Here is a 26,543-nt window from a genome sequence, read left to right as displayed (position 1 = left end):
CAACAAAGCGTACCGATATCCCGACAAAGATGCATCGGCTTGGTTTAGGTGAATCAAGCCGATCCATTTTGACGGGAAAGGTCTTTTTTTAGCATAATGGCTGCGAAACTTTTTGGCAATAACCCAGATTCCATACGACAGCATCATGGGGTATAAGGGCTTCTCTGAGCAGAAGAATCGAGATTTTGCTCCCTTTGTGTATTTGCCCATTGCATGGCATGCTGAGGATTTTCAGCACATGCAGCCTTGATCCGTGCCGCGTAGCTGAGTTTGGGTTCACTCCAGCGTGATTGAGCTTGCGTTAATGCCTGATCATAAACCTGCGGCAACCTGCTGTGGTGCAAGAAGCGGTGCAACGCTGCGAACATTTGGTTCATCCGGCTGCGAAAAGGGTCTGAAAAATGGGTTTGGGCTGCTTCAGTCGCCCATGCATCGGCTTCTTTTTGTTGTTCAACCGTAAAATCGGACATTCTGTTTTGTGTGCACCAAAGCAGATACAAGTGCATGAGGTACAGATCACTGGGGTTAATCCCCATTGGGAAAAAGGGATTAAGATCGGCAATGCGCAGTTCAATACGTCCTGCCTCAGGTGTCTGTTCGAGATCTTCAAATCCTTCCCCTTTAATGCGTACCAATTGATAGAGTTCGCGCGGTCCTTCAAGCAATCCTTGAGCGACCGCTTTTTTCATCGACTGTTGGTAGGCACTGGGACTCGAATAGTCCAGATAAATGGGTCTGATGTTTTTATACCCGTGCACGCTTAAGCGTGCAGAGCGGTAACAGACCCCATCGATCTCTTCAGGGCTTGCCGCCAAGAGGTGGACGAGAAAAAAACGGTGACGGAGTGCCGAAGCGGCGACCTGAACATAGAAAAAGCTGCGCTGAGTTGCATCGCCGATCAGATCATCAGGAAAAGAATAATTCAAATGTATGCCGCAATAGAGCTGTCGTTTGCGACCATATTTGTTTGCCAGGTAGAAGCGATACGCGGTCTTTTCCTTGCCTGCCGTACCAAAATCAGCAATGGGGATTTGATCATTCGGCGGCAAATGGTTTGGGGGCGTGCTGAGCGGCCAGAGCAGTTCAGTACCAATGCCCCTGTAAACCGTACGGGTCAGCCGCTGCATGTGCGACAGCGTTTCCTGCAAGGAGGAGGCAACAGGTGTCACCAGTTCAACCTGGCTTTCGGAGAAATCGGTGGTGATCTCAGGATTCGTTTGCTTGTTGCCCAACGCGCTCGGATGGGGCGTCATAGCAAGCTGTCCGCGATGATCGACACGCAGGTTTTCACGCTCAATACCGAAGTGTCCGGAAGCATGCGGATAACTAAAGATGGATGCCTTTTGATTGCACATGATGTTCCCTCGCATTTCTCTGCAAATTTAACGTTCGAAAGCGTCTCTAACTCAGAGTCTATAGGATGTGCCCGTTTGATTCAATGATTTCGATCGTACACGCGAAAAGGAGGGTTTGAATGGCTGCCCGTGTTGGCTAATGAAGCATTGCTGCCGTTCCTATGCTAAAATAAAGGCAGAGTGCGATTGATCACGTGTGAGAGGATGATTGAATTGGATCTGTTTCATCAGGACGGAAAAAAATCAGGTTTTAATATAATTAAAGGCGACTCAACGAAAGGCCACGGCGGCTTTGGCGCGGGTTTAATCAATCTGGACAACATGACCCCGGTGATCATTGATGTTGCCGCCGGTACGGCGGAGGTTGATATGGGCGCGCTGCATGCGCGCAGCGACATTGAGCGTCGGATCCGTTTTTCAACGCATAAAGAGGATCTTCAAGGTGGCGGGAAAAAGTATTGGCTCGTATGGATCAACACGGAAGTGACCAAGGAAGGACCGCGCTATGCGGGTGCGGCGGCAGCTGAGATGATCATTCACCGCGAAATAAAGCGCGGCTATAAAGTACTGGCCGACCATGTGAATAAAATGGACAAAGCGCTTAAGGGCAACGTGATTCTTGAACCGATGGATGTGCCATCTAAAAAGGTACTGCGCGACTTTTTAAGGCAAGTCGCTCCTGAGCAATGGGAAAGGGCGAATCCGGAACTAAAGGCACAACTGGCTGTTGAGTAACTGACGGCTCAGAACTGATGAATCAGAATGATGCCGAGAATCATGAAACCCAACCCTGCCGCACGCGGCCAATTCATTGCATGTTTCGGCACGCCGAATAAGCCGAAGTGGTCGACGGACAAGGCAGCGATCATCTGCCCGAACAACAGGGAAACAACGGTGAATGCGGAACCGAGAACCGGGAGAAGCAGAACGTTGGCGGTCACAAAAACGACACCTAGCATGCCGCCGACCCAGATCCATTTCGGCATGTGCCGAATTTGAGCAAAATCAATTTTAATCGTGTGATCAATGAGCAGAACAATCAGTGCCAGAAAACAAGTGCCCGTTGCGAACGAAATCAATGCCGCAATATACGGAGAGCCGACAACCTCGCGCAGCTGTGTATTGACGGATGTTTGGATAGGTGAAGCAGCGCCGGCAAGCAGACCCCAGGCGAGAAATAGAAAAGTAAGGGAATAGGTTCGTTTTTTCATAAGCAGATGTGCTCCTTAGCATTTCTTAATGAGAAGTACTCCGATCAGCATACAGATAACCCCGATGAGACGGGGGAGACTCAATGTGTGTATGGGAACGTGAAACCAGCCGAACTGATCAATCGCGATGGCCATGATCATTTGTCCAACGAGGGTGACGACAATGGTCAAGGCTGCCCCAAGGCGCGGAAGAAGCAAAATGTTGGTGGTCAAATAGAAGACGCCAATCAGTCCGCCGCCGATCCACAGCCACCATGGGTGACTCAGAATTGTATGCGGCGCGATCAGCAGCCGATGGTCAATGACAAGTGCAAGGATGATCAAGGTCAGTGTACCGGTGAAAAACGAGATAAACGAGGCGAGAAACGGTGATCCGACCTCTCTGCCCAGTCTCGAATTAATTGAAGCTTGTACGGGAATGACGCTGCCCGCAATCAATCCGCCAATTAGAAATAAAAGAATCATTGATCGAAACTCCTCAATTTTCGCTTTATAAATTTAGTATAAGAGAAGAACGGGATCAATGAACAGTGAACGACTCCCACTTAACGCTTTAGAGCGTTTGAAGTGGGAGCTTCCTGGGAACACAAGGCTTGCCAGTCACGTCCAAACGACGGGTAGCGGCCAAATTAACTGAGCAGGCTACCCTACCGTCCCGGCGGTTCTTTTTTATGTCTTAGGCGCTGACTGCGATCCTTTTGCGTCCTTCGTTCAGGATATTGATCGCTGCGTTGCTATCGCGGTCGTGGTGAGTCCCGCACTGCGGACAATCCCATTCCCGGATCGCTAATGCTTTCTTGCCGTCTTTGTGCCCGCAAGCGGAGCAAATTTAACTGGACGCAAAGAAACGATCAATTTTAATGAACGCTTTCCCGTACCACGGAAAAGACTTTTTGTAGTCGGTCACCTTAGGTAATGGAAAGGGCAGAGCCCATGCATTGATGGAAGAAAGTGACCTGTTCTTTGGTGGGATACAGTCTAAACGTGTAGGCTTTTTTCTGGATCATGGGCTCACCCGCCTGCTTAGTTCTGGACCAATCGTGATTATTGCTAATGGTAACGAGACACTAAAGAAAGCGATTCATCTTACCGCTTAGCTTCTCACAAAGCTTGAAGCGGGAGACTTCACGCCAAAATGTTGTTAAAACGTTTCGGTTTGCAACTTTTTTTCGGTGCAACTGAAGAAAAGAAGCAGAGCTTCCCTTGAGCGAGGAAGCCCTGCTTTTTTGCCGATGAATTTGAACCGGCTATTTCCACCAATGAAAGAGACGATCGAGCAGACTGCGCCTCTGCTTGGTCGGCTTTTGCAGTTTGTGTGGCTCTTGCTTGCCGCAATAGGTGGTCGGTGCTGTGCCTTTTATAAAGTAGGTGGGTCTTCCGCTACAGCCTTTCCCGGCACGCAGCCCGCTTTTGGGATCAATACGGACACTGACGACACCTTTCGGGGCTTTAAAGGCATTTTTCGGCTTTCCTTTGAGTGCCGATTCCATGAAATGAGCCCAGATGGTTTTTGCATAGCCGCTGTCCGGGTAGGTGCTGATCATTTCACCTTGATCATAGCCCACCCAAACCGCTGAAACAAGCTCAGGCGTGAAGCCGGCCATCCAGCTGTCCGAAGGTGTCGATCCGGTTTTTGCAGCCACTTTATGAGTCAGCAGACCAGATATTTTGCTTCCGGTGACCTTGGTATACCCATTCAACCGTTTGTCAAAGACGCCGGTCATCATCTGAGACAGGACAAACGAGGTCTGGCGGTTCAGAACTTGCTGCTTCTTCGGCTGCCATTCATAGAGAACTTGCCCCTTACTGTCGGTGACCTTGGTAATCATCGCCGGCTGAATCCGCGCGCCTTGATTGGCGAAGGTCGCGTATCCGCGTGCCAGTTCCAAAACACTGACCGGCTTTGTTCCGAGTGCAAGTGAGGGGATCGGTGCCAGCGCACTTGAAATACCGGCGCTGCGCGCAGCCGAAACAAGCTTTTTCATGCCGATTGCCAGATGCGTTTTGACTGCAAAAATATTGTCGGAAAGTGCGAGTGCCTGCGCCATTGTAATGGGGTTGTTGGCGTAATAGCCGCCAAAATTATTCGGCGTGTAATCACGACGTCCGTTGTCAAAGGCAAACGCGGTCGGCTCGCTTTTTAAACGCGTTGCCGGTGTAAAGCCGTTCTGCAGTGCTGCATAATAAAGAAAAGGTTTAAACGCAGAGCCGGGTGAGCGTTTTGCGCTGACGGCTCGATTATAGGTGCTTTTCGTGTAGTCGCGTCCGCCAACCATCGCAACGACGCCCCCGGTTTTGGGGTCTAGCGCAACAAGTGCTGTTTGAATGGGAGTGGAACTTGGGATGACCCGCTTCACCCAGTACTCCGCGGTTTCCTGTGTTTCGTTATCCAGGGTGGTATAGACTTTAAGCCCTCCCGAAGCAAGCTCTTTCTGCGTGAAATGCAGACGGTCAATTAATTCATGCCGCAGCGCATCTTGAAAGTAGGACGCCTTCTCAGGCACTTTATTTTCTGCATGGGCAAGATGCAGGGGCGCGTGATAGGCGATTTCTGCACGCTTTTTCGACAAGAAGCCGCTTTTCACCATGGTGTTCAGAACGACCTTCTGCCGCTTTTTTGCCTTGCCATAGTTCATAAACGGTGAATAGATGCTTGGGCCGTTGGGAATTCCTGCGAGCATGCTTGCCTCTGCAAGGGACAGATCCCTGGCGCTTTTATTAAAGTATGTGCGTGCGCCAGCCTCTGCCCCATAGGCACCACGCCCGTAATAAATTGTATTTAAGTAGCCCTCAAGAATGCTCTTTTTTGATTCATTCATTTCGAGACGAATAGTGTAGAACATCTCTGAGAATTTGCGCAGCCACGTCTTGTCATTACTTAAAAATAAATTTTTCGCGTACTGCATGGTGATGGTACTTGCACCTTGTGCTTTGCTGAAATGACGCAGATCGATCAGGGCGGATTGGATCATGCGCCGAAAGTCAAAACCGTGATGATGGAAGAAACGGCGGTCTTCCACGGCGAGTGTTGCGAGTTTCAGTGCGGGAGCCATTGCGTTGCTATCCATCCATTGCTTATTCGTTGTGTCCCATTTTCCGACCAGCTGACCGCGGTTGTCATAGAAAACGGCAGGCTTGGAAGCCGGGATGTCCATTGGTCCGGCAATTTTGGCGGCTAGGAGCAGTATAATCAACCCCAGCAAGAGAGATACAGGCAGAAACAAGGCGCTCCGCCTAAGTAACAGAGCCATCTTTTTTCGGATCCTCGTGTCAAAATGCATGAATATAGAACCTCCTCAATCCGAAAAACAGCTACCCAAATGACGCGGCATGTCTTCATTCGGTTCTATCGATCATTATGGAATGAGGCGCTGAATTTTAAACATTGCGGCCTGAAAATGGATGAAGAAAGGTATAAATCCAGGAAAAAAATAGAATCCTTGGAAAAATAGTCGCTTGACCTTGCCCCTGGATAGGCAATCTTTTATAGTAGTATAAGAATGCGGACTTGCGCGTTTATGAAGGAAGGCGAATCAATGCAGACACAAAATGCTGAAATCGTTTTTACGAGCCACATTGATGATCCGAGCGATCCGGGAAATCGGCAGACGATTGAACAGGTGATTCAAGGTAAGATCGGCAAAAGCGAATCAAGCCTTTACCTCGTGTTCAGCGCTGAGATCGCCGATGTCGGGCTTGCGGATTATACAATCCGTGTCGGTAATGAGGACGCATTGATTTTACGCAAAGGTGCACTGCCGATGAGGCAGCAGCTCGTAATCGGGCAATCGATAAAGGGCAGTTATGAATCTCAGTTTGGTCGAATGGAGACGCAAGCAACGGCAAAAAGAATAGAGACTACCTGTGATCCGGCCGGCCGCTGCGGATCGGTTCATTTGGTCTACGAATTGTTGATACAGGAACAATCAGTTGGGAAAGCCACAATGGAGTATCGCTACTCAATCAAATAGAGCGGCATGCAAGCATTCAGGGTTTCCCATGTTCAATAAAGGTTGATCGTGCAAGCGATGCGTCATTCGCAATTTTTTGGAGGGTAAATAAGATGACGATTGTGGAACAAGTCAAGAATCAGTTAAAGGAAGAAATTATACAGGCAGTAATTAAGGCGGAACTCGCTGCACCAGAAGAAATGCCGGATGTGGTGCTTGAGACACCGAAAGACAAGGCGCATGGCGATTTTGCGACGAATATGGCGATGCAGCTCGCACGCATTGCGAAGAAGGCGCCGAGAAAGATCGCTGAAGAGATGATTGCCAGCTTTGATAAGCAAAAAGGACACATACGCCAGATTGATATTGCCGGGCCGGGATTCATCAACTTTTTTCTTGATAACCAGTACCTAACCGACCTAGTCCCAACAATTATAAAAGCGGGCGACGCATATGGGTGTTCGGACAGCGGGCAAGGGAAACGCGTGCTTGTCGAATTTGTTTCCGCTAACCCAACCGGCAGTCTGCATCTCGGTCACGGACGCGGGGCTGCGGTAGGTGATGCGTTGTGCAAGCTACTCAAAAAAGCAGGTTATGATGCTGTTCCTGAGTATTACATTAACGATGGCGGCAACCAAATCACCAATTTAGCGGTTTCCATTGAAGTCCGCTACCTCCAGCAGCTGGGGCAGGAGGCAGAAATCCCGGAAAACGGCTATCATGGTAAGGATATCATTGAACTGGCAAAACAGTTAGTTGCCAAATACGGCGATACTCTCGCAAAAAAAACGGAAGAAGAACGCATTCGTTTCTTCCGTAATTTTGGCGTCGATCACCTGATGCGCGGCATCAAAAAAGATCTCACCGATTTTCGGGTTCACTTTGACCGCTGGTTCTCCGAGCGCTCCCTCTATGAGGAGCATAAGGTAGAAGCGGTGCTTGACTACCTGAAGGGTAAGGGAGAAACGTATGAAAAAGATGGAGCATTATGGCTAAAAACCTCGAAGTATGGGGACGACAAAGACCGCGTTCTCGTCAAATCAGATGGCAGCTATACCTACTTCACACCAGACATTGCTTATCACAAGGACAAGCTTGATCGTGGGTTCGAGCAGCTGATCGATGTGCTTGGTGCGGATCATCATGGCTATGTGCCGCGATTGAAAGCGGCGATTCAGACCCTTGGGTACAATCCGGATCAATTGACCGTTCAGATTATTCAGCTCGTTAACCTGTTCAAAGACGGAGAAAAGGTTAAAATGAGCAAGCGGACTGGTAAAGCTGTAACCATGCGTGAACTGATGGAAGACGTTGGTGTTGATGCAGCACGTTACTTCTTCGCAATGCGCAGTTCGGACAGCCATCTCGATTTTGATTTGGATCTTGCCATTTCTCACTCAAATGAAAATCCTGTGTACTATGTACAATATGCGTATGCACGTATTACGAGTATGCTGAAGCGTGCGGAAGCTTTTGAACAGGATGATCTCGAAAAACTGGATTTGAATCTGCTTTCCAGTGAAAAGGAAATTGATCTCTTGAAAAAGTTGGGCGACTTCCCTTCAGTTGTTGCGGAAAGCGCGCAAAATCTCGCGATCCAGCATATTCCGAATTACTTGTTTGAGTTGGCATCGTGCCTGCACAGTTTCTACAATGCTGAAAAAGTGCTGGATGAAACGAATGTTCCGCTCAGCAAGGCTCGAGTGGCGCTGATGAAAGCTGTACGCATCACGTTAAAAAGCGGTATGGCACTGATCGGTGTTCATGCCCCTGAAAAAATGTAAGCAGAGCTAGTAAAAAAAGCCTTCCATTGCGGAAGGCTTTTTTGCAGGATAAGAAAATATAAGATTTTGCCCCATCTTCAAACCCATAGACCCGTGTCTTGACTAAAAATCAAAGTGGAGGTACTCTGGCGCCAGCGAGATCACGCTTAGTTGATGCGTGCCAGCGAGAAACCGAAGCGACGATTCAGCACCGAAAAGACATGAATTCATCACAGACGGCTGGAGACTAAGGACCAAGCGCAGTTTGGTCCTTAGGGGAGACGGTAGCTAAAACAGCAGCTGAGGATTCAGAGAAAATAACTCAGCCAAACGCTACAGCGTGTTTTTGCTTTTTCAAAAGGTGAACGTTTCTTGATTTGATCATAAGAAATCGGAATCGATTTCAGATGGATTTCTTTAGCTAATTGATCGAATACATGGCGGACTACGGTCTGATCTTCTGTAAATCCGGATAGTTCACCGTTCCAGAACAAACTACGCTGATCGAAATTTGCCGTTCCGAGATAGCATCGCTTTCGATCGATAATGAAGAGCTTTGAATGGTAGAAGCCCTGGTAAAAGTGAAACAGTTTCGCCCCCTTTTTGACGAGAGGCTCAAGGTAATGGTAGGAGGCCGGCTGAACGAGACCGTGATCTTTTTTTAACGGTAAGAGGATCATCAGCTTGACGCCATGTCTAAGGCGATCCTGAAGCACATGCATCAGTCTGCTGCTCGGAACGAAATAGGGTGACCCGATGATGATTGACGATTGAGCGCGAGCCAATTCTTCAGCGAAACGCTCGTCCAGTTGCTTTCCATCGGTAGCGAGGAGGGTAAGTTCTCCGGGCCCCTTTTCACTCTTCGGGAAATACACAGGTTCATGGACAAGATCTTCGTGAGTCGCCTTTTTCCAGTCCTCAAGAAAGAAGCGCTGCAAATCAGCGACACTTTCCCCGATGACTTTTAAATGATTGTCGTGCCACGGCCCCATCTCCGGTTTGCGGCCAATGTAATCACGGCTGACATTAAAACCACCAAAATAGCCGATGGTGCCATCAATGATTGTCAGCTTGCGGTGATTGCGCCGATTTAAAAAATAGAGGGTGTAGGGAAATGTCGGTTTTGCTGAAAAGGCAAGCGAGACCCCTGCCGCTTTAAGCGCTGAACGCTTTTTTCGCAGGGCAAAGCTCGCCAGCGTATCAACGAGCAGTCGGACTTCGACGCCTTCGTTTGCTTTCTTTTTCAGAAGCTCCAGCCATTCATTGCCTACTTCATCTGCACGAAAAATAAAAAAGGACAGATGAATCGAGGATTGAGCGCGGTCGATGCTTTGCCGCATGTCCTGAAACAATGGCTGACCATTTGTGAAATAGTGGAAATGGTTGCTTCCGGTTTTCGGCACGCTAGGGCGAATGCGCGGTCGCATGACTTTCCATCCCATGTAAAGGTCGAGCGCGAGGGCAGCAGCGAGCAAAATGATGAACAGTATAAGGATTGTGATCAGTGTGATGAAAAGATTCATGACGGTTCCTCCGATTCGTTGAGACCTGTTGGTTCGAGACGCTTTTCCCTTAGTGTAACCACTGCGTCCGTTTTGATAATCAAGCTGCGACTTGTTTTGAAGTAAGAAGGAAGAATCAATTTTGTGTCCAGACTTGATTTTAGATTGCGAACCGATTATTGTATTTATTGTATAACTTTACAATGGTTTTTTCTGCGCATCGTGGCGATGGGCTGCTAAATAGAGTTTTGGATAAGGATTGCGTGTGGATGGTTTGTGCTGCATGACAAGTAAGCCCTGCCGAGTGTCCGATGCAATGCTTTGATTCGAGTATGATACAGGGAAAGGATGTTTCCATTGACAGAACATACGCTTGAAAAGTCAAAGGTTGACCAATTCTACGATTTATTAGTTCAGGCTAAGGAACCGAAAACCTTCTATGAGCTAACCGATCAGGTTTTTAAAGAAGGAGAAATTGAGGTTGACAACGGCGAATCACTGGCGCGCCTTTATACAACGCTCTCGCTTGATGGTCGTTTTCTCAGTGTCGGACATAATCTTTGGGCCTTGCGCAACTGGTATCCGCTGGATCAGCGCGAGGATGATGTTGCGAAAACGCTGGGTGACAGTGTGCATGAGAAGCACAAGGTTGCTGAAGACGGGTTTGATGATTATGATGATGACGATGACGATGGTAGTGAACTGCTTGATAATGATCAAGAAGCTGAAGATGACGATCTCGGTAACGACGATGATGATGTAAAAAGGATTCGCAGGAAAGCTGTTATTGATGATGACGACGAATAATTAAACACGTCGTATCCGTGGTGTTTGATGGCCTTTTTTGCAGGTGTTTTTTTCCTGCCGGGTCCCCTTGATTCGACTGAACAAGTTTGTTAGAATTGCAAAGGGCGACAAATAGAATCGATAGCAAAGCAAAAGCGAGCCCTCCGTAAGGGGAGCTTTCGCTTTTGCTTTTTTATAAGAAAAGGCAAGAAAAATTGGTCGAAAAAGGGCACAAATGATCCTGCACAAGACCTCTTGCTAAGCAACGCATAACCATGCCGAACACTGATTCCATAGGCTATAAGGGGGATATCATCTAGGATGACAAAGTATATTTTTGTGACTGGAGGCGTCGTTTCGTCTCTTGGAAAAGGGATTACTGCAGCGTCGCTCGGGCGTCTGTTGAAGAACCGCGGATTAACCGTGACCATACAGAAGTTTGATCCATATATTAACGTTGACCCGGGAACCATGAGCCCGTACCAGCACGGTGAGGTGTTTGTGACTGACGACGGCGCAGAGACCGATCTCGACCTTGGTCACTATGAACGGTTCATTGACATTAATCTGAATAAGAACAGTAACGTGACAACAGGTAAGATCTATTCAACGGTCTTGAAAAAAGAGCGGCGAGGCGACTACCTGGGCGGAACGGTTCAAGTTATCCCTCATATTACCAATGAAATTAAAGATCGTGTATTCCGAGCAGGCAAAACCACGGGTGCCGATGTAGTGATTACGGAGATCGGCGGTACGGTCGGTGATATCGAGAGCCTTCCGTTTTTGGAAGCCATTCGCCAAATTAAGAGCGATGTCGGTGTCGATAATGTATTGTACCTGCACTGTACGCTGATTCCGTATTTGAAAGCGGCAGGCGAGATGAAGACGAAACCGACACAGCACAGCGTGAAGGAATTGCGCAGTTTGGGCATTCAACCCAATGTTATTGTCGTTCGTACGGAATATCCGATTTCTGACGAGATGAAGGCGAAACTTGCTTTGTTCTGCGATATTGACAAAGAAGCGGTGATCGAAGCGACGGATGCAGAAACGCTCTATCAAGTGCCGCTGCAACTGCAAGATCAAAACCTTGACGACATTGTATGCGAGAAGCTGCACTTGCCGCAAGGTGAAGCGGATATGAGCCAATGGCATGGTTTGGTGGACAAGGTGCTCCACCTGAAGAAACATGTCAAGATCGGTCTTGTCGGCAAATACGTAGAACTGCAAGATGCGTACATTTCTGTTGTGGAAGCACTGAAACACGGTGGTTACAGTTTCGATGCAGAAGTGAAAGTGAAATACATTAATTCTGAAGATCTGGAACCGGGCAACATTGAAGAACAATTAAAAGATTGTCAGGGGATTATTGTGCCCGGCGGGTTCGGCGATCGCGGAATTGAAGGGAAAATTATTGCGATTCAATACGCGCGCGAACATAAAATTCCATTCTTTGGCATCTGTTTGGGAATGCAGTTGGCTACGATCGAATTCGCACGTCATGTATTGAAATTGAACGGTGCGGATTCTGCTGAATTTAATCAGGATTGTCACGAGGCGATTATCGATCTTCTGCCGGAACAATTGGATATTGAAGATCTCGGCGGAACACTTCGTCTTGGTCTGTATCCGTGCAAGATTGAAAAGGACACAAAGGTGTATCGAGCTTATAATGAAGAAATCATTTATCAGCGGCACCGCCATCGTTATGAATTCAACAATCAGTATCGGCAGAAAATGTCCGATCACGGGATGGTATTTTCCGGAGTCAGCCCGGATGACCGCTTAGTGGAAATGATTGAGTTGAAGGATCATCCATGGTTTGTTGCTTGCCAGTTCCATCCGGAATTCAAGTCGCGCCCAACGCGCCCAGAACCGCTGTTCCATGACTTCATTAAAGCTTCCTTAGAGAATAAGTAACTGTTTGCCTATAATTGAACGCTAAAAACAAACGGACCGGCTTTTCCAATTCAATGGAAAGCCGGTTTTTTCTGATAGGATAAGAAAGTATATGATTTTGACCTGTCTTCAAACCAATAGCCCAGTGTCTTGGCCGAGAAACAAAGCGCAGATGCTCTGGCGCCAGCGGGAACAGCGTGCCAGCGAGACCCCGCAGAGTCTTGCCTGTCTGAGGAGGCTTGCGGTGCGCCCGCGGCAAGCGAGCAATCGGAGCGGTGATTCAGCACTGATAAGACACGAGTCCATCACATGTGGCTGGAGATTAAGGACCAAGCACAGCTTGGCTTTTTCTTAGTGCGAGGTACTTTCTTTTTGATTTTAAAAAACAGGCAGGAATCGTCAAGAAGATAAAGAATGATTATCTATAGAGACAGAATGAATGCAAACGGAAGAATAGATCGGAAAAGGGGTAAAATAATTTTGAAGAACATGCGAATTACTAAGAAAACAAACATTATGGTTGTAGACGATCAACCGGGTATCCGGATGCTGCTTCACGAAGTTTTTGAAAAGCAAGGCTATCAAGTGCTGACTGCTGAGAGCGGCAACAAGGCGTTGAAGCTGCTTAGGGAAGCACACCCGCAGCTGGTTTTGCTGGATATAAATATGTCAAAGATGAACGGATTGGAACTTATGGATGCCATGAAAAGCGTCAAATCGGATGTGAAAGTGATGATTATGACCGCTTATGAAGAAAATGAACTGGTCCGTCAGGCTTTGAAAAACGGCGCTATCGCTCATTTTAAAAAGCCATTTGATCTTCAAAAATTGATCATTGCTGTAGAAGCCGAATGCTCACAAATCGCATGATCCTCCTGTTATTCTGCAAGTCACTGCGAAAGCCCGGCACAGACATCAAGTGCTTGTTTATGCTATAATGCTCACAGAGCGTTTTGCCGAAAAGAGTTATGCCGACAGCCTAAAAAAGGCGTCATTAATTCGAAACGTTACATATAATGTTCTGTCCGTTTCTTTTCACACCCAAGAAAACCGACTAAATGATTTAAAAGGAAGTATTCTGACCATGGATAAATTGTTAATCGAAGGCGGTTCACGTTTACAAGGCACCGTTCAGATCAGCGGTGCGAAGAACAGTGCGGTCGCATTAATACCGGCCACTATTCTTGCTGATTCACCTGTGACCATTGATCAACTTCCCAATATTTCTGATGTGCGTATCCTGTGCAAACTTTTGCGTGAGATTGGTGGAACGGTGTCTTTTGAAGAACATACATTTGTTGTTGATCCGAGAAACATGGTGGACATGCCACTGCCTAACGGTTCGGTGAAACGGCTAAGGGCATCTTACTATTTAATGGGCGCGATGCTCGGCCGTTTTCATAAAGCGGTGATCGGATTGCCGGGTGGATGTAATCTCGGACCGCGCCCCATCGATCAGCATATTAAAGGCTTTGAAGCATTGGGCGCTAAGGTAACGAATGAACGTGGTGCGATCTATCTGCGTGCAAATTCACTGCATGGTGCGCGCATCTATCTTGATGTGGTCAGTGTGGGTGCGACAATTAACATCATGCTGGCTGCCGTGAAAGCCGAAGGGCAAACCATTATCGAGAATGCTGCGAAGGAACCGGAAATTATTGACGTTGCGACGCTTCTAACCAGTATGGGCGCAAAAATAAAGGGAGCGGGGACTGATGTCATCCGCATCGAAGGCGTGCATGAACTTCATGGATGCCGGCACATGATTATTCCTGATCGAATCGAGGCCGGTACGTTCATGGTTGCCGGTGCGGCAGTGTCCGATAACCTGTTGATCGACAATGTAATTCCGCAACATGTGGAGCCACTGACTGCCAAACTTCGCGAAATTGGCGCTGACGTTCAGGTCGGCGAAGATCAGGTGTTTGTATCGCGCAGTCGCATGCCTTTAAAAAGCGCTGATGTCAAAACCTTGGTATATCCCGGATTTCCGACCGACCTTCAGCAGCCGTTGACCAGTCTGTTGACTCAAGCTGAAGGTACAAGCATTATTACCGATACGATTTACGGAGCACGCTTTAAGCATATTGATGAATTACGCCGAATGGGTGCCGATGTCAAAGTTGAAGGACGTTCTGCAATCTTAAGCGGGCCGACACCACTCGAAGGAGCAAAGGTTCGTGCGACGGATTTAAGAGCCGGTGCATCGCTGATTATTGCGGGTCTGATGGCAAGAGGCATTACGGAAATTGTCGGCGTTGAACATATTGATCGCGGTTATGATCATATCATGGAAAAATTACAGGGTGTAGGAGCAAATATCTGGCGGGAGCCGATGCGCGATGAGGAAGCCCGTGAGAGTCTCAAAGAACAAGAATAGGGAAATGAAATCCGCGCCTCATCATACGACGCGGATTCTTTTTTTGCAGATAAAGAAGGTTTATGATTTTGTTTGTGGTACGACGATTCGTGTCATTTCATCAATAAGTCCGTTACAGACACGAAAGCCACCGTATCCTGCGGAAGTAACAACCGCTGTTGCCCGGTTTATCTGATTTGAAAAAGGTGCTCCTTTTTGGTAAAATAATTCAGTTATTTCCACAAAATTTGCACAAAAAGAGGATATGCAGTTGATAAAAAGGGTATAATATGATAATAATGATATAGATAATTTTATAAAAAATTTTAACGGTAAGAAAAAAATATTATATCCTCTACACATAAGAACTGTTACACTGTGCCCATGAACCTGTGAAGGATTTGCCATAAAAAAACGATTTATAAAATGCGCTGCTATTACTTCTTTCCCCTCCTCTTCCTAGTGCACAGTTTCGTGCCATTTCCGGAGTTTTCAATTCATTAACTTGTGTACGACAGTACTTGTCTTGATATAAACCGATTTTAAAAAAGAAAAGTGTGGTGTGAGAATGCCGATTACATTAGCAGAATTAGAAAATATGAAACTCAAAGAATTGTATGAGCATGCGAAGGCGTTTAAAGTCTCTTATTATAGTAAGCTAAATAAAAGGGAACTTATTTTCTCAATATTAAAAAAACAAGCGGAAAAAGACGGCTTGTCACTTATGGAGGGTGTTCTTGAAATCATTCCGAACGAAGGATTTGGTTTCTTGAGGCCGATCAACTACTCACCGAGTTCAGAGGATATCTATATTTCAGCCTCACAAATTCGCCGCTTTGATTTGCGAAATGGTGACAAAGTGACGGGCAAGGTGAGGCCGCCAAAGGAAAATGAACGCTATTTCGGACTCCTCAGGGTTGAAGCGGTTAATGGCGAAAACCCGGATACAGCAAAGGAACGCGTACACTTTCCTGCATTGACACCGCTTTATCCAAATCGACAGATGGTGTTGGAAACAGGAAAAGAAAACTTTTCAACGCGAATTATCGATATGGTGTCACCAGTTGGCTTCGGTCAAAGAGGGATGATTGTTGCGCCTCCGAAAGCAGGAAAGACAACACTTTTAAAAGAAATCGCCAACAGCATCACCATCAACTATCCCGATGTTGAACTCATCGTTTTGCTTGTTGATGAACGTCCGGAAGAAGTGACGGATATTGAACGCTCGGTTAAAGGCGATGTTGTGAGTTCAACGTTCGACGAAGTGCCGGAAAATCATGTTAAAGTTTCAGAATTGGTACTTGAACGAGCCATGCGTCTGGTCGAGCACAAACGTGATGTTGTCATCCTTATGGACAGCTTAACACGCCTTGCACGCGCGTATAACCTTGTGATTCCGCCAAGCGGCAGAACATTGTCCGGTGGTATTGATCCGGCAGCATTCCATAAACCGAAGAAATTCTTCGGTGCGGCGCGCAATATTGAGGAAGGCGGAAGCTTGACCATTCTTGCGACCGCTTTGGTTGACACCGGTTCACGGATGGACGATGTAATCTATGAAGAATTCAAAGGAACCGGCAATATGGAACTGCATCTTGATCGTCGATTGGCTGAACGGAGAATTTTCCCTGCAATCGATATTCGTCGCTCCAGCACGCGTAAGGAAGAATTGCTCGTTAATCGCGACCACTTGGAAAAATTGTGGGCGATGCGTAAAACAATGGATGAATCACAAGAATTTGTGGAACATTTTTACAAACGAATTCGCGAAACCACATCCAACCAAGAATTCTTCGACCTGTTTGAGAAAGAGAAGAAGGGCAGTTTACAAACAAGATAAGCGATTTGTACAACGAGTGAAGCACGCGAATTAACGGTGATTTAAGCAGAACGATCCTTGCAAAGCTTGGGGCAGTCTGATACAATACTCGTTGTGCGTTATACTATAGGACGCAATAAGACTCTGGTTTGAGAGAATAATCAGGGCGTAAAGGAGATGAATGAGATGAAACAAGGCATCCATCCAGACTATCACAAGGTCGTATTTATGGACGCAAGTACGGGCTTTAAATTTTTGAGCGGTTCAACGAAGAAGTCGAATCAAACGGTAAAATGGGAAGATGGCAACGAATACCCATTAATTACAGTCGAAATCAGTTCCGATTCGCATCCATTCTACACCGGCCGTCAGAAATTCGCTGACAAAGGCGGTCGTGTTGATCGGTTTAAACAAAAATACAATCTTAAATAAGATTTATTTTGAAGTCCAGAAAAGAAAAGCGGCATGTTCCGGTGCGATGAATGGCGGTACGGAATTGGCCGTTTTTATTTTTGGCTCTAGTGACGGCCAGGACCTTCATAGATTTTTTTGTGCAGGCAGGAAACTGCCTGTTTTTTCGCAGGTAAAGAAAGAATGTGATTTTTGGTCACGCAAAAGACCGTGCATTAAACGTGTAGCTGCTCGGATCACCCACGGCAAGCGAGTTAACCGAAGCGACGATTCAGGACCGAAAAGACACGGACTCAACCCACATGGCTGGCGATTAACGACCGGGCGTTTTGTACGAGGTTTTTCATAAAACAGGAGGAACATTTTAAAGCGTAAAGGACGGAAAAAAGGATGGCTCAACTTTTCTTTAAATACGGTGCAATGAACAGTGGAAAGTCAATCGAAATTATCAAAGTCGCGCATAATTATGAAGAACAAGGAAAATCGGTGCTTCTTTTTACCTCCGGGATCGATAGTCGGGATGAAGTTGGATCGATCTCGAGCAGGATCGGATTCAAACGTCGGGCAATCCCAATCTTTGATGCTTCGGACGTTTATGCCAAGGTCAGTGATTGCCACCCGCGCCCACACTGCGTACTCATCGATGAAGTTCAATTTTTATCGAAGCGGCATGTGCTGCAGCTGGCGAAGATTGTTGATGAACTATCGATTCCAGTGATGGGATTTGGGCTGAAAAATGATTTTCGCAATGAATTATTTGAGGGAAGCAAATACATGCTTTTGTATGCGGATAAAATTGAAGAAATGAAGACCATATGCTGGTTTTGTGAACGAAAAGCAACCATGAATCTGCGGATTGACGATAATGGAAAGCCGATCTATAGTGGCGATCAGATTCAGATCGGCGGAAATGAAAGGTATTACCCGGTTTGTCGTCACTGCTACACTCATCCGCCTCTATAAGATCTTGAACACGTTTTGACCATAAAAAGCTAGCTATAATATAATAAAGGGAACGAAAACGGATCGGCTGCGCGCGATGCAGCATGATGGGGTGGATGAAATGTTCGAACGGTTGCAGTCCATTGAGGACCGCTATGAAAAAGTGAATCAGATGCTTGCAGATCCTGAAGTGATCAATGATCCGGCAAAACTGCGCAAATATTCGAAAGAACAATCGGACTTGCAAGAAGTGGTTACGGTGTACCGTAGCTACAAGCAATCCGCTGCTGAACTTGCCGATGATAAGACGATGCTTGATGAACCAATGGATGCCGGCATGAAAAAAATGGTTGCTGATGAAATCAATCGTCTTGAAAAGGAACAAGAAACGCTTCGAGAACAATTGAAGCAGCTGCTTATTCCGAAGGATCCTAATGATGACCGAAACGTCATTTTGGAAATTCGCAGTGCTGCCGGAGGGGACGAGGCTGCGCTTTTTGCCGGTGATTTATTGCGCATGTATTCCCGCTATGCGGAGCAGCAAAACTGGAAAACGGAAATTATTGATGCCAGCCCTAATGAAATCGGCGGTTATAAAGAAATTGTCTGCATGATCTCAGGTAAAGGTGCTTTTTCAAAACTGAAATATGAGAATGGAGCACATCGCGTGCAACGCGTTCCGGAAACCGAATCGGGCGGTCGTATACATACGTCAACAGCAACGGTTGCTGTTTTGCCGGAAGCGCGTGACGTTGAGATTGAACTGAATGATAAGGATATTCGTGTTGATCGCTTTGCCTCAAGCGGCCCGGGTGGTCAAAGTGTCAATACGACGATGTCTGCCATTCGGCTGACGCATCTTCCTACAGGTATTGTGGTTTCATGCCAAGAAGAACGCTCTCAGATCAAAAATAAGGAAAAAGCGATGAAGGTACTGCGTGCCCGCGTCTACGACAAATATCAGAAGGAAGCTCAGGCGAAATACGATTCGAACCGCAAAATGGCGGTTGGAACGGGTGATCGATCTGAACGGATTCGGACCTACAACTTTTCACAAAACCGTGTGACCGATCATCGAATCGGGCTAACGATTCATCAGCTGGATCAAGTGCTGAACGGGAAACTGAATGAAATCATTCAAGCGCTGATTCTGCATGATCAGGAAAAGAAAATCGAACAGGCGGATGCAAGGTGAAGGAACTGAGATACGAAGTGTTGAAATGGGCCGCTGATCTGTTAACTGCACATCATCGTGATGCAAATATCGGCGAACTTTTGCTTCAAGCACGATTAGGCCTCACGCGCACCGACTTAATCACAGGGCTTCGCGAACCCATTGCAAGCAAGGATGCTGAGTGGTTGCGTCGCAGCGTGGAGGAACACGTCTATAAAGGAACGCCGCTTCAATACATGTTGGGCTGTGCCCCCTTCTATGGGCGGTCCTTTAAAGTGAACGCTGATGTGTTAATTCCCCGCCAGGAAACAGAAGAACTGGTATGGCGAGTTGGTGAATGGGCCAAACGTTATGCACCGGATCTTGATCATCCGGCAGTCTGTGATATCGGCACGGGAAGCGGAGCGATAGCTGTTACGCTTGGCTTGGAACACCCGGACTGGCGAATCACGGCAGTCGATCTGTCTGAAAAAGCGCTGGACGTCGCACGTGAAAATGCAGATGATCTAGGCGCACAGATTGTATTCTGCCCGGGGGATTTGCTTTGCCCGCTGATTCATCAGCCTTTTGATATTCTTGTATCCAATCCACCCTATATCACAAAGCAAGAAATGGGTGGCCTCGATGATACGGTGCGCGACTATGAGCCGCATTTAGCACTTTACGGAGGAAATGACGGTTTGGATTGCTACCGCAAGATCATCGCCGACATGCCATTGATTTTTAGCGGAAGGTCTGTGTTTATTGCAGCGTTTGAGATCGGTGCCACTCAGGGAAACGCTGTTGCCGATCTGATCCGAAGGGCATTTCCTAATCAAATCGAAGCACTCTCTATTGAAAAAGATATCTCTGGACATGACCGTAACATCATGGTCGTGCTTCAAACAAAACAGGGGTAATTTTTACTTCGATGTTTAGTCTCGTTCAATCCTGTCCACAATGAGTGACAGGGAGGCGGGCGTCATGAGAAAACCATGGATCTTAATGCTCTTATTAACTATTAATCTTGTATTTGTATTTTTTTTCTGGCAATACAGCACGGCTAAAGCAGATGAGAAGGGACCGATTCCAAGTGGTGCGATTCGCCTGCGTATTTTGGCAAACAGCGATTCGCCTGCCGATCAAGCGGTGAAACGGCAGATCCGCAATGCAGTCAATGCACAGATCACAACTTGGGTTCAGGACTTGAAGTCAACCAATGAAGCCAAACGTGTGATTCGCGCGCATATGCCGCAGCTGAATCGTACGGTCAAGCAAGCATTAAAGAAAGCCCATGCGGACAGCACATATAAAATAAAATTAGGGCAAGCCGAGTTCCCAACCAAGATGTATGGAACCTTTGTTTACCCGGCAGGAAAATATGATGCGCTAGTGATTACATTAGGTGATGGTCGCGGTGCCAATTGGTGGTGCGTGCTTTTCCCGCCCCTTTGTTTTCTGGATTTTTCAAACAGCGATGCAGCAGCAAAAAACAATGCCTCGACAGAGCGTACAGCGTCTGATCAAGATGGGGCAAAACAAACCGTTAAGACAACAAGGCCGACGAGCGAGGATGCTGCGCAGCAGACTGAGAAACCAGAAAAGAAGGCCGTTGAATCTGACGACCAGGAGGTTCAGGTGCATTCATTTGTTGTTGATTTCTTCACCGGTGTGTGGCGTTCGATCGCTGGGTAAAAGCGTTGCGCATGGCTTGTCACCATGTTATGGTGTATACGGAACGAAATGAGGTCGGACGGAAGCCGGTTTCATTTGAACGGAATAGTTAATGAAGAAGGGGAAACGAAAATGGCAGAAACGCAAGTGTGGCGGGTAGACCCGAATGCCCCCGACCTTGAACATACGCCTCAAATCCAAGCAGCAGCGGAGAAATTGGTACAGGGAGAAATTGTCGCTTTTCCAACGGAGACGGTATACGGGTTAGGAGGAAATGCAAAGTTACAAGATTCAGTGCGGAAAATTTATGAAGCCAAAGGGCGACCGAGTGATAATCCATTAATTGTGCATGTTGCAAACCTGGAGCAAGTTCGTGAAATCTGTACGGAGATCCATCCGGTTGCTCAGAAATTGATCCATGCTTTTTGGCCGGGACCGCTCACTCTGGTTTTGCCATCACGGGGGACCGTATCAAACGCGGTGACAGCAGGTTTGTCAACGGTTGCCATACGTATGCCGAGTCATCCGGTAGCAAGAGCTGTGATTTCGGCGTCAAATTTACCGATTGCCGCACCTTCGGCAAATCGTTCGGGACGGCCGAGTCCAACGCAGGCAGAACATGTTTTCCATGATTTGGATGGACGTATTGCCGGAATCTTGGATGGCGGAGAAACCGGCGTTGGCGTTGAGTCGACTGTTGTGGATTGTACGACGACACCGATCACGATTCTTCGTCCGGGCGGGATTACGAAAGAGCAGTTGATTGAAGTCGTCGGACCAGTTTCTGATGATCCGGGTCTTGTTCGTTCAGATCAGGCTCCGAAAGCCCCGGGTATGAAATATAAGCATTATGCACCATCGGCGACCATGTATTTAGTACCTGCGGGAGAATCGCGCATACGCGAACTTATTTCCTCAGAAAAAGCCAAGGGTCGTCGTGTCGGCGTATTAACGACTGAAGAGAAACAGGGCGGTTATCCTGATGCGGATGTTTTACTCGTGTGCGGGCGTCGCAGTGAACCGTCGACGGTCGCCCATCATCTTTTTGATGTCTTGCGTCATTTCGATCAAAAAAAGGTCGATGTCATATTCAGTGAAACGTTTGATCAGAAAGGGATCGGTAAAGCGGTGATGAACCGTCTGTCCAAAGCAGCCGGAGGACGCATCCTTGACTAGTCCTCATACTTATGTTTGAAGTCGACCATGTTTTTATATGAGGAAAACAAGAGGGGGTCTCTATGAGGCGCCCTCTTCATTCATTGCTTCAAAACAAACGATTCGGGGAACCGTTGCAGCGCACTTAATTTTTGAACATGCGCCTGTTCGTTCATCCTTCTATTTCTGTAAGGACATGCATAGATTGTCCATATGGGCGAGAGGGGGAACGAATGTGGCAGAGCATCTAATCAGCCAGGGATTGGCGCTTTCTGTTATGGCGATTGCACTGGGTATGGATGCATTTTCAGTATGTGTTGGCATGGGCATGACCGTTTTTCGGCTGCGCCGCGCTGCATGGACCGGTATGTGGATCGGTCTTTTTCACATGCTTATGCCGCTCATTGGCATGATCCTTGGCCAGCTGCTTTCCACCCGCTTTGGTGAAATTGCAGAAATGGCTGGAGGTCTGTTGTTGCTCTTGATCGGTTTTCAAATGATTTTGTCGCTCATGCGTACAAAGGATAGCCGCAATGAATTCGTCTATGTATCCGATGCAAGCATGCTTTTGTTTGCCTTCAGTGTCAGCATTGACAGTTTTTCTGTGGGACTGAGCATGGGCCTGTTTGGGGCGGAGATGCTGGCTGCCATCCTTTTGTTTGGCTGTGCCAGTATGATTATGGCATGGAGCGGTTTCTACATTGGGCGAAAGACGGGTCGCTATTTTGGAAAATATGGGGAAGCACTTGGCGGCATTATTTTATTTCTTTTTGGACTGAAAATTTTGCTCCATTTTATGCTATAGACTAACGTATTCTCTTATATTTCTACACATTATTTCCCAGGGAATGATAAATGAGCAGAATGGTGTCACAATCTGTGCATGATTCGGATTTGAACAGCACAACCTGCTATAATAGCAGGTATAAAAGGCATATTATTTTGCTCAAGGAAGGCTAATGCGATGGAGACACTTAATCAACAAATCGTGCAATCGATGGATAAAGCGCTACAGGATTTGAATCAGGTCATGACGTTCAATGCACGGACCCTTCTGGTAATCGGCTGCAGTACAAGCGAAGTGCTGGGAAAGCAGATCGGCACATCGGGTTCTGAAAATGCTGCTGCCTCAATTTACGCGGCGCTAAAAAGCTGCCATCAGCAAACCGGTGTCCATTTTGCATTTCAATGCTGCGAGCATTTGAATCGCGCGCTTGTCATTGAGCGCGCCGTTGCCGAGAAGCGCAATTATGATGAGGTAACGGTACGTCCGATTCGTCATGCGGGCGGTTCAATGGCGACATACGCCTACGATCACCTGCCTGACCCGATCGTTGTCGAATTCATTCATGCGGATGGCGGACTGGATATCGGCGATACACTGATCGGGATGCACTTGAAACATGTGGCTATTCCGGTACGCGGCACCATTCGTTCAATTGGTCAGGCACATCTGGTTATGGCACGTACGCGGCCGAAATTAATTGGCGGTGAAAGAGCGATCTATTCGATTCGCGAAAAAGTGGAACAGGATTAAGACAAGGAAACTGCTTCTCCAGATCAACCGGAAGAGCAGTTTTTTGCTGATAAATGCTGTGAACGTAAAAGAGAGAGCGGTACGTGCAAGCGATAGGACAGCTTGTTTCCAATCAAGGGGGCGGTCGCTCGTTTAGAAAATCATGTTATTTTTTACGGGACTGAGAGTGGGTTTCCGGTGTCAGTGTTTTGCCGGATGTATGAGTTTTACCGCTTTAGCGAACAGATCGAAATTAGCCATGAGAACGTGATGTGCGGACCGGAAATTCAGTTGTGCTTAATCTTTGATTTGTCAGTTTTAATTCGCTTTTTTTTGATAAAATGTGATAAACTTTATTTGAATCAGACTTGAGAGGAGCTGCACGTATTTCATGAAGGGGATTAAAGCGAACGATCCTGAACTGTTTCAAGCGATTGAGAAAGAATTAGGAAGGCAAAGAAATAAAATTGAATTAATTGCGTCGGAAAACTTTGTCAGTACGACGGTACTTGAAGCGGCGGGCTCGGTTCTTACGAACAAATATGCGGAAGGTTACCCGGGCCATCGTTATTACGGCGGCTGCGAATATGTGGATATCGTAGAGGACTTAGCCAGAGACCGGGCACTTAAGCTGTTTGGCGGCGAACATGTGAATGTTCAACCGCACTCGGGTGCTCAGGCCAATATGGCTGTATACGAAACGATTTTGAAACCCGGCGATACAGTTCTTGGAATGAAACTTGCCCATGGCGGGCACCTGACACACGGAAGTCCGGTTAACTTTAGCGGACAGCTCTACAACTTTGTGGATTACGGTGTAACAAAAGAAACACAAACGATTGATTACGATGAAGTGGACAAGCAGGCACAACACTACAAGCCGAAATTGATCGTTGCCGGAGCGAGTGCTTATCCTCGTGTCATTGATTTTAAACGATTCCGCGAGATCGCCGACCGTGTCGGTGCTTACCTGATGGTCGACATGGCGCATATCGCCGGATTGGTTGCGGCAGGCCTTCATCCAAGCCCGATTCCTTATGCGGACTTTGTGACGACAACGACGCACAAGACTCTGCGCGGTCCGCGTGGCGGTATGATTTTCTGCAAGAAAGAATTTGCAAAGAAATTGGATAAAGCGATTTTTCCAGGCATCCAGGGTGGTCCCTTAATGCACATCATTGCAGCGAAGGCCGTTGCACTCGGTGAAGCACTGAAGCCCGACTTCAAAGCCTACGCAGCTCAGATTATCGCTAATGCTAAGGCATTTGCCGAAACACTGCAGCAGCAGGGGATTGATCTTGTTTCGGGCGGTACCGACAACCATTTAGTACTCGTCGACGTGCGCAACCTTGGGATTACAGGCAAGAAGGCGGAAGCCGTGCTGGACAGCATCGGGATTACAACGAATAAAAATGCAATTCCTTTTGATCCGGAGAAGCCGTTTGTGACGAGTGGTGTACGTATGGGAACGCCAGCCGTGACAACGCGCGGATTTAAAGAGAATGATCTAAAAGAAGTTGCGTTGATCATCGCAATGGCACTGAAAGATCCGGATAATCAAGAAACATTAACAGCAGCAGCTGAGCGCGTGCGTGCACTGACTGAGAAACACCCACTTTACGCCGAGGGTACGGGTGCATTCGCTTAAATTGGAGCAAGCTTGTTTATGGGGAGATCTGATTCTCCCTTTTTGTATGACCAAAAATACACATGCTGACGATCGTTTAAAATGGAGGCTTATAAATGGGTAAGTTAGTCGTATTGAATCATCCGTTGATTCAACATAAATTGACAATGATTCGTGATTACAGGACGGGAACAAAGGCATTTCGCGAACTGGTTGATGAAGTTGCAACACTGATGGCCTTTGAAATTACACGTGATCTTGCTTTAAAGGAAGTTGAAGTGGAAACGCCGGTCGCAAAGGCGAAGGCCTATGAAATCGCCGGCAAAAAAATGGGGATTATTCCAATCCTTCGTGCAGGGCTCGGTATGGTTAACGGTGTTCTGCAACTGATTCCGGCTGCGAAAGTCGGGCACGTTGGTTTGTACCGTGATCCAAAGACGTTGAAGCCGGTTGAATATTATGTGAAGCTTCCTGCCGATATCTCTGAGCGTGATTTAATTGTTGTTGATCCAATGCTCGCTACCGGGGGATCAGCCGCAGCTGCGATCACTTCATTGAAACAGCGAGGCGGCGTGAACATTAAATTGATGTGCCTGATTGCTGCTCCGGAAGGGGTTAAAGCGGTGCAAAATGAGCATCCGGATGTCGATATTTATCTTGCGGCACTCGATGAAAAATTAAATGAACACGGGTACATCGTTCCGGGACTCGGCGATGCCGGCGATCGTCTGTTCGGCACAAAATAAAGAAACGGATTTTCTCTCCGAAAAGCTCAGAAATAAAGTTTCGGAAGCCCCTATATGATGTGAGAATAATTTTCATTGTTGGTGATTTGTCACAATTGAGGTATGCTGCCGTTCGCAAAAATGATTAAAATTCTAGTTATAAGGAAATGCTCATATGGTGAGTGTTTATTTTTAGATTTTTCAGTCAATGAATAAAATCACCTTTTCTTGCTTAAATATTGCATAAAGATAGCGCTTTCGTTAAAATATAAAAGAAGTGTCCATTCTGTGAACGCCCACCATAAATACGAGTAGTAAAACGATTTCTTTTTATTTAGGGAACGCTAATTTGTGAACAATTGATGACTGACTCCAGTTCTTCGTCATTGGGTTCGAATGACTAATTGTTAGGCATATCATAATCAGAAATAACCGATCAGCACTTCTAAGTTATTTCAGAGGAGGGCTTTTTATGGAGCCGAAGAAAAAACCTAACAATTTGCAGATCGCTGCAGCAGTCAGTGCTATGGGCTTTGAAATTTTTTCATTCATTATCATTGGCGCACTTGGCGGGAACTATCTCGATGAAAAATTTGGAACAGGGCATTTGTGGCTGCCGATTTGTGCAGTCGCCGGCTTTTTTGCGGGAATGATCAGCTGTTTCTATACGTTGAAATCCTTAACAAAGGAATGATT

General features: G+C 46.9%; 26 protein-coding genes. 19 read left to right on the top strand and 7 right to left on the bottom strand.

Annotated features, from left to right (window positions below; translation table 11 throughout):
- Positions 1 to 143: 143 nt before the first annotated feature.
- Complete coding sequence (locus K7399_RS11965; protein WP_051578025.1) at positions 144 to 1,355, bottom strand: glutathione synthase; 1,212 nt, start codon at positions 1,353 to 1,355, stop codon at positions 144 to 146.
- A 204-nt stretch (positions 1,356 to 1,559) separates the two neighbouring features.
- Here K7399_RS11965 and K7399_RS11960 point away from each other — a divergent pair, with 204 nt between their 5' ends.
- A complete protein-coding gene (locus tag K7399_RS11960) occupies positions 1,560 to 2,090 on the top strand; it encodes a YwhD family protein (protein ID WP_051575278.1) in 531 nt (176 codons plus the stop codon).
- An 8-nt stretch (positions 2,091 to 2,098) separates the two neighbouring features.
- Here the strand turns inward: K7399_RS11960 and K7399_RS11955 are convergent, their stop codons facing one another.
- From K7399_RS11955 to K7399_RS11935, 5 genes are all read right to left on the bottom strand, one after another.
- Positions 2,099 to 2,566 carry a DMT family transporter gene (locus tag K7399_RS11955; RefSeq protein WP_028977550.1) on the bottom strand — a complete coding sequence of 156 codons (468 nt, stop codon included), beginning with the start codon at positions 2,564 to 2,566 and terminating at the stop codon, positions 2,099 to 2,101.
- A gap of 15 nt (positions 2,567 to 2,581) precedes the next feature.
- A complete protein-coding gene (locus K7399_RS11950) occupies positions 2,582 to 3,031 on the bottom strand; it encodes a DMT family transporter (protein WP_028977549.1) in 450 nt (149 codons plus the stop codon).
- 211 nt (positions 3,032 to 3,242) lie between these two features.
- Positions 3,243 to 3,395 (bottom strand): zinc ribbon domain-containing protein, encoded by a 153-nt coding sequence (locus tag K7399_RS11945; RefSeq protein ID WP_197021222.1) that lies wholly within the window; start codon positions 3,393 to 3,395, stop codon positions 3,243 to 3,245.
- 79 nt (positions 3,396 to 3,474) lie between these two features.
- Positions 3,475 to 3,573 (bottom strand): helix-turn-helix domain-containing protein, encoded by a 99-nt coding sequence (locus tag K7399_RS16315; protein ID WP_081788033.1) that lies wholly within the window; start codon positions 3,571 to 3,573, stop codon positions 3,475 to 3,477.
- A 240-nt stretch (positions 3,574 to 3,813) separates the two neighbouring features.
- Positions 3,814 to 5,817: a transglycosylase domain-containing protein gene (locus K7399_RS11935; RefSeq protein ID WP_028977548.1), complete on the bottom strand. Its 2,004-nt coding sequence runs from the start codon at positions 5,815 to 5,817 to the stop codon at positions 3,814 to 3,816.
- A 285-nt stretch (positions 5,818 to 6,102) separates the two neighbouring features.
- On the opposite strand from K7399_RS11935, the gene K7399_RS11930 reads away from it, so the two are divergent.
- Complete coding sequence (locus tag K7399_RS11930; RefSeq protein WP_028977547.1) at positions 6,103 to 6,537, top strand: YwiB family protein; 435 nt, start codon at positions 6,103 to 6,105, stop codon at positions 6,535 to 6,537.
- Positions 6,538 to 6,629: 92 nt separating this feature from the next.
- Positions 6,630 to 8,300 (top strand): arginine--tRNA ligase, encoded by a 1,671-nt coding sequence (gene argS / locus K7399_RS11925; RefSeq protein ID WP_028977546.1) that lies wholly within the window; start codon positions 6,630 to 6,632, stop codon positions 8,298 to 8,300.
- A gap of 287 nt (positions 8,301 to 8,587) precedes the next feature.
- Here argS and K7399_RS11920 read toward each other — a convergent pair whose 3' ends face one another.
- Positions 8,588 to 9,802 (bottom strand): phospholipase D-like domain-containing protein, encoded by a 1,215-nt coding sequence (locus tag K7399_RS11920; RefSeq protein ID WP_028977545.1) that lies wholly within the window; start codon positions 9,800 to 9,802, stop codon positions 8,588 to 8,590.
- Between the two features lie 336 nt (positions 9,803 to 10,138).
- On the opposite strand from K7399_RS11920, the gene rpoE reads away from it, so the two are divergent.
- The 16 genes from rpoE to K7399_RS11840 all read left to right on the top strand — a co-directional run bounded on the left by rpoE (position 10,139) and on the right by K7399_RS11840 (position 26,541).
- A complete protein-coding gene (gene rpoE, locus K7399_RS11915) occupies positions 10,139 to 10,588 on the top strand; it encodes a DNA-directed RNA polymerase subunit delta (RefSeq protein WP_028977544.1) in 450 nt (149 codons plus the stop codon).
- Between the two features lie 300 nt (positions 10,589 to 10,888).
- Positions 10,889 to 12,487, top strand: a complete 1,599-nt coding sequence (locus K7399_RS11910) for a CTP synthase (RefSeq protein WP_028977543.1) — start codon at positions 10,889 to 10,891, stop codon at positions 12,485 to 12,487.
- Between the two features lie 468 nt (positions 12,488 to 12,955).
- On the top strand, positions 12,956 to 13,336 hold the full coding sequence (locus tag K7399_RS11905) for a response regulator (RefSeq protein ID WP_223362607.1): 381 nt from the start codon (positions 12,956 to 12,958) through the stop codon (positions 13,334 to 13,336).
- Between the two features lie 214 nt (positions 13,337 to 13,550).
- Positions 13,551 to 14,846 carry a UDP-N-acetylglucosamine 1-carboxyvinyltransferase gene (locus tag K7399_RS11900; RefSeq protein WP_028983906.1) on the top strand — a complete coding sequence of 432 codons (1,296 nt, stop codon included), beginning with the start codon at positions 13,551 to 13,553 and terminating at the stop codon, positions 14,844 to 14,846.
- A 547-nt stretch (positions 14,847 to 15,393) separates the two neighbouring features.
- The gene (gene rho / locus K7399_RS11895) at positions 15,394 to 16,665 is read left to right on the top strand and encodes a transcription termination factor Rho (RefSeq protein ID WP_028977991.1); all 1,272 of its coding nucleotides are present in this window, start codon (positions 15,394 to 15,396) and stop codon (positions 16,663 to 16,665) included.
- Positions 16,666 to 16,830: 165 nt separating this feature from the next.
- Positions 16,831 to 17,076, top strand: a complete 246-nt coding sequence (locus tag K7399_RS11890) for a type B 50S ribosomal protein L31 (protein ID WP_010026040.1) — start codon at positions 16,831 to 16,833, stop codon at positions 17,074 to 17,076.
- Positions 17,077 to 17,445: 369 nt separating this feature from the next.
- Complete coding sequence (locus K7399_RS11885) at positions 17,446 to 18,018, top strand: thymidine kinase (RefSeq protein ID WP_028977993.1); 573 nt, start codon at positions 17,446 to 17,448, stop codon at positions 18,016 to 18,018.
- A gap of 100 nt (positions 18,019 to 18,118) precedes the next feature.
- Positions 18,119 to 19,192, top strand: coding sequence for a peptide chain release factor 1 (gene prfA / locus K7399_RS11880; RefSeq protein ID WP_028977994.1), 1,074 nt, complete (start codon positions 18,119 to 18,121; stop codon positions 19,190 to 19,192).
- Complete coding sequence (gene prmC, locus K7399_RS11875) at positions 19,189 to 20,070, top strand: peptide chain release factor N(5)-glutamine methyltransferase (protein ID WP_028977995.1); 882 nt, start codon at positions 19,189 to 19,191, stop codon at positions 20,068 to 20,070. Before prfA ends, prmC begins: the two co-directional genes overlap by 4 nt.
- A gap of 64 nt (positions 20,071 to 20,134) precedes the next feature.
- The gene (gene spoIIR / locus K7399_RS11870) at positions 20,135 to 20,845 is read left to right on the top strand and encodes a stage II sporulation protein R (protein ID WP_028977996.1); all 711 of its coding nucleotides are present in this window, start codon (positions 20,135 to 20,137) and stop codon (positions 20,843 to 20,845) included.
- A gap of 111 nt (positions 20,846 to 20,956) precedes the next feature.
- Positions 20,957 to 22,000, top strand: coding sequence for an L-threonylcarbamoyladenylate synthase (locus K7399_RS11865; protein ID WP_028977997.1), 1,044 nt, complete (start codon positions 20,957 to 20,959; stop codon positions 21,998 to 22,000).
- A gap of 256 nt (positions 22,001 to 22,256) precedes the next feature.
- Positions 22,257 to 22,784: a manganese efflux pump MntP gene (locus K7399_RS11860; RefSeq protein WP_223362606.1), complete on the top strand. Its 528-nt coding sequence runs from the start codon at positions 22,257 to 22,259 to the stop codon at positions 22,782 to 22,784.
- Between the two features lie 159 nt (positions 22,785 to 22,943).
- Complete coding sequence (locus tag K7399_RS11855) at positions 22,944 to 23,516, top strand: TIGR01440 family protein (protein ID WP_028977999.1); 573 nt, start codon at positions 22,944 to 22,946, stop codon at positions 23,514 to 23,516.
- Positions 23,517 to 23,886: 370 nt separating this feature from the next.
- Positions 23,887 to 25,143 carry a serine hydroxymethyltransferase gene (locus tag K7399_RS11850; protein WP_028978000.1) on the top strand — a complete coding sequence of 419 codons (1,257 nt, stop codon included), beginning with the start codon at positions 23,887 to 23,889 and terminating at the stop codon, positions 25,141 to 25,143.
- A 95-nt stretch (positions 25,144 to 25,238) separates the two neighbouring features.
- Positions 25,239 to 25,868 carry a uracil phosphoribosyltransferase gene (gene upp, locus K7399_RS11845; protein ID WP_028978001.1) on the top strand — a complete coding sequence of 210 codons (630 nt, stop codon included), beginning with the start codon at positions 25,239 to 25,241 and terminating at the stop codon, positions 25,866 to 25,868.
- A gap of 451 nt (positions 25,869 to 26,319) precedes the next feature.
- Positions 26,320 to 26,541, top strand: a complete 222-nt coding sequence (locus K7399_RS11840; RefSeq protein ID WP_028978002.1) for an AtpZ/AtpI family protein — start codon at positions 26,320 to 26,322, stop codon at positions 26,539 to 26,541.
- Positions 26,542 to 26,543 lie beyond the last annotated feature (2 nt).

Origin of the sequence: Sporolactobacillus terrae, from assembly GCF_019930545.1 — a bacterium.
GTDB lineage: Bacteria > Bacillota > Bacilli > Bacillales > Sporolactobacillaceae > Sporolactobacillus > Sporolactobacillus terrae.
The sequence above is the reverse complement of the archived record's forward strand: the minus strand, read 5'-3'. Positions and strand labels throughout refer to the sequence as shown.

Coding starts and splice junctions, on each gene's coding strand:
- K7399_RS11965 (WP_051578025.1), bottom strand. CDS start 1,355: ATGTGCAATCAAAAGGCATCCATCTTTAGTTATCCGCATGCTTCCGGA.
- K7399_RS11960 (WP_051575278.1), top strand. CDS start 1,560: ATGATTGAATTGGATCTGTTTCATCAGGACGGAAAAAAATCAGGTTTT.
- K7399_RS11955 (WP_028977550.1), bottom strand. CDS start 2,566: ATGAAAAAACGAACCTATTCCCTTACTTTTCTATTTCTCGCCTGGGGT.
- K7399_RS11950 (WP_028977549.1), bottom strand. CDS start 3,031: ATGATTCTTTTATTTCTAATTGGCGGATTGATTGCGGGCAGCGTCATT.
- K7399_RS16315 (WP_081788033.1), bottom strand. CDS start 3,573: ATGATCCAGAAAAAAGCCTACACGTTTAGACTGTATCCCACCAAAGAA.
- K7399_RS11935 (WP_028977548.1), bottom strand. CDS start 5,817: ATGGCTCTGTTACTTAGGCGGAGCGCCTTGTTTCTGCCTGTATCTCTC.
- K7399_RS11930 (WP_028977547.1), top strand. CDS start 6,103: ATGCAGACACAAAATGCTGAAATCGTTTTTACGAGCCACATTGATGAT.
- argS (WP_028977546.1), top strand. CDS start 6,630: ATGACGATTGTGGAACAAGTCAAGAATCAGTTAAAGGAAGAAATTATA.
- K7399_RS11920 (WP_028977545.1), bottom strand. CDS start 9,802: ATGAATCTTTTCATCACACTGATCACAATCCTTATACTGTTCATCATT.
- K7399_RS11910 (WP_028977543.1), top strand. CDS start 10,889: ATGACAAAGTATATTTTTGTGACTGGAGGCGTCGTTTCGTCTCTTGGA.
- K7399_RS11905 (WP_223362607.1), top strand. CDS start 12,956: ATGCGAATTACTAAGAAAACAAACATTATGGTTGTAGACGATCAACCG.
- K7399_RS11900 (WP_028983906.1), top strand. CDS start 13,551: ATGGATAAATTGTTAATCGAAGGCGGTTCACGTTTACAAGGCACCGTT.
- rho (WP_028977991.1), top strand. CDS start 15,394: ATGCCGATTACATTAGCAGAATTAGAAAATATGAAACTCAAAGAATTG.
- K7399_RS11890 (WP_010026040.1), top strand. CDS start 16,831: ATGAAACAAGGCATCCATCCAGACTATCACAAGGTCGTATTTATGGAC.
- K7399_RS11885 (WP_028977993.1), top strand. CDS start 17,446: ATGGCTCAACTTTTCTTTAAATACGGTGCAATGAACAGTGGAAAGTCA.
- prfA (WP_028977994.1), top strand. CDS start 18,119: ATGTTCGAACGGTTGCAGTCCATTGAGGACCGCTATGAAAAAGTGAAT.
- spoIIR (WP_028977996.1), top strand. CDS start 20,135: ATGAGAAAACCATGGATCTTAATGCTCTTATTAACTATTAATCTTGTA.
- K7399_RS11865 (WP_028977997.1), top strand. CDS start 20,957: ATGGCAGAAACGCAAGTGTGGCGGGTAGACCCGAATGCCCCCGACCTT.
- K7399_RS11860 (WP_223362606.1), top strand. CDS start 22,257: ATGGCGATTGCACTGGGTATGGATGCATTTTCAGTATGTGTTGGCATG.
- K7399_RS11855 (WP_028977999.1), top strand. CDS start 22,944: ATGGAGACACTTAATCAACAAATCGTGCAATCGATGGATAAAGCGCTA.
- K7399_RS11850 (WP_028978000.1), top strand. CDS start 23,887: ATGAAGGGGATTAAAGCGAACGATCCTGAACTGTTTCAAGCGATTGAG.
- upp (WP_028978001.1), top strand. CDS start 25,239: ATGGGTAAGTTAGTCGTATTGAATCATCCGTTGATTCAACATAAATTG.
- K7399_RS11840 (WP_028978002.1), top strand. CDS start 26,320: ATGGAGCCGAAGAAAAAACCTAACAATTTGCAGATCGCTGCAGCAGTC.